This is a genomic window from uncultured Agitococcus sp., from assembly GCF_937920075.1.
Classification (GTDB): Bacteria; Pseudomonadota; Gammaproteobacteria; order Pseudomonadales; family Moraxellaceae; genus Agitococcus.
This window is the reverse complement of the sequence record NZ_CALETI010000050.1, coordinates 1-2,005: the sequence shown is the minus strand read 5'-3', so window position 1 is coordinate 2,005 and position 2,005 is coordinate 1. Positions and strand designations below refer to the sequence as shown.

The window sequence follows — 2,005 nt, the reverse complement described above, 5'->3', positions numbered from 1 at the left end:
AAGAAAACTTTAGCATGAGCTTAGAAAGCGCGGGTACAATCACTTATACAGCGGCGGTTTAATATGCGCGGTTTAGTATTGTTAGACATCGAGGGGCTAGAGTTTAATCTAGTCCCAAGTTTTGAGAATTTAGACAAATTAGAAACGGCGACAGGTAAGCCTATCTATGAGTTAATTTTTCAAATGCAACAGCCAAAAGTTGGCGACATTACCAAAGCATTGCTTGCCTGTGCAGTGCCGACAACAGGCCGTTATCCCGACTGGTGGACGCGTGAAGAATTCTACAAGCGTATGCTAAAGTCAAAACGCCTTAGTGATTATGCCATTGCGGTTGCTACTTTCGCGGGTAACATCTTGACAGCGGGTAGTGATAGCGACATTAAAACCGTGTCAGAGGACGGCGAAAAAAAGTAGGTAAGGGCAGCATTTGGCATAAGTTGTGGTCGAGTGCTGTCATCTACTTATCAATACAGCCGCGTGATGCGTGGCAATTAACGCCTTTCGACTTTTGGGCGTTATGGGATACGCACTTAGATAAGATGGAAATAATCACAGGCAAAAGTTACAGCAAGCCGATGTCATTGGCCGAGTTCCACGAACTAAATGAGGAGTTAGACAAAATTCATGGCAACAACTGACGACCTTATAATTAGTTTACGCGCCGATGTAACCCAGTTACAAAATAGCCTACAACAAGTCAACCAACAGTTAAACAATACACAACAGCAAGGCCAACAAGCTAACAACTCGTTATCAAGTGGCTTTAGTCAGTCGGCTGATAAAGCCAAAATGTTAGCGGCTGCAATCGCTACAGCAACGGCGGCTGTCGGTGTGTTGACTGCTACCACATCAAACGCAATACGCGAATTTAACTCATTAGCTAACAGTCTAAACTTAACCTACAATCAATTAGCGCGATTGCGAGCCGTGTCAGAGGGTGCAAACCTTGAAACTGACATGATGATTGACTTGGCCAAAACGCTTAACGAGCAAATAGGCGAAGCGGCTAATGGCAATAAAGATTTTGAAGAGTCCTTTGCGCGTCTAGGCTTGTCAATGTCAGAGTTGACAAAATTAGGTGTAGATGAACAGCTAATCACGGTTGCAAATGCGCTTGGCCAAGTTAGCAGTCAGGCAGATAAAGCACAAATAGGTGCTACTCTTTTTGGTGATAATTGGTTGCCTGCGTTAAAACTCACCGAAGTTAATGTAAAAGCATTGGCAAATGAGTTCGATAATTTACTACCAAAAATTGATGATTTAGATGTAAGCCGCGCGATTGAGGCTGACAAAGAATTTGACAAACTTATAGCTAACTTGCGTACTACGACCGAGATTGTTAGCAGTGATTTAAGCCCAGCCTTTACGGTTGCCACACGCAATCTAAACGCGATGTTTAATGTTGACTCAGGCGACTTAGAAAACAATATAAGCGTACTTACGTTTTTATCCATTGAGCTTGGCGCACAGCTAATTAACATCTTTACCGCTACCAATGGCATCGTAAAAATTACAGCAGCATCTATCGGCACATTGGGCAATATCATCGTAATGGGTGTTGCAGTGCCTATCGCGGCTGTGATGGACGTTTATAATACAAATGTTGCAGCTTTAACAAATGCGATGATTAAAGCCGAAAACGTCTATAATAAATTTAAAGGTTTACCACCTGTTGACCCTGTACCAATCAATAAAACCGCCTCATTAAACGCGGTAATGGAACAAGTAAAACAGACTAAAGAATTTTTAGAATCGTTTGCTACAACAGGTATCGAAGATTTTGCAAGCGGCATCGGTGGCAAAGCGGGCGAAGCGTTTAGAGATGCGGCGATTGAAGAAGCAAGCCAAGTCAAAAACAAAAACAAAACAGGCGAACCCACAGCACCAAAGGGCGGCGGTGATGATGGTGATGCGGCTAAAAAAGCAGAAGAGTTACGCAAGGCCGCTCAAGAATACTTAAAATCGTTAGCTGAGTCAAACATGACAGAGCTACAGCTTAACGAAC

General features: G+C 43.1%; 3 protein-coding genes. All 3 read left to right on the top strand.

The window, feature by feature from the left end; translation table 11 throughout:
* Positions 1-63 precede the first annotated feature (63 nt).
* Positions 64-414 (top strand): hypothetical protein, encoded by a 351-nt coding sequence (locus tag Q0212_RS01445; protein ID WP_297921116.1) that lies wholly within the window; start codon positions 64-66, stop codon positions 412-414.
* A gap of 23 nt (positions 415-437) precedes the next feature.
* Positions 438-638, top strand: coding sequence for a hypothetical protein (locus tag Q0212_RS01440; protein ID WP_297921113.1), 201 nt, complete (start codon positions 438-440; stop codon positions 636-638).
* The coding region (locus Q0212_RS01435; protein ID WP_297921110.1) for a hypothetical protein at positions 625-2,005 on the top strand (1,381 nt) is incomplete at its 3' end. The genes Q0212_RS01440 and Q0212_RS01435, both read left to right, overlap by 14 nt.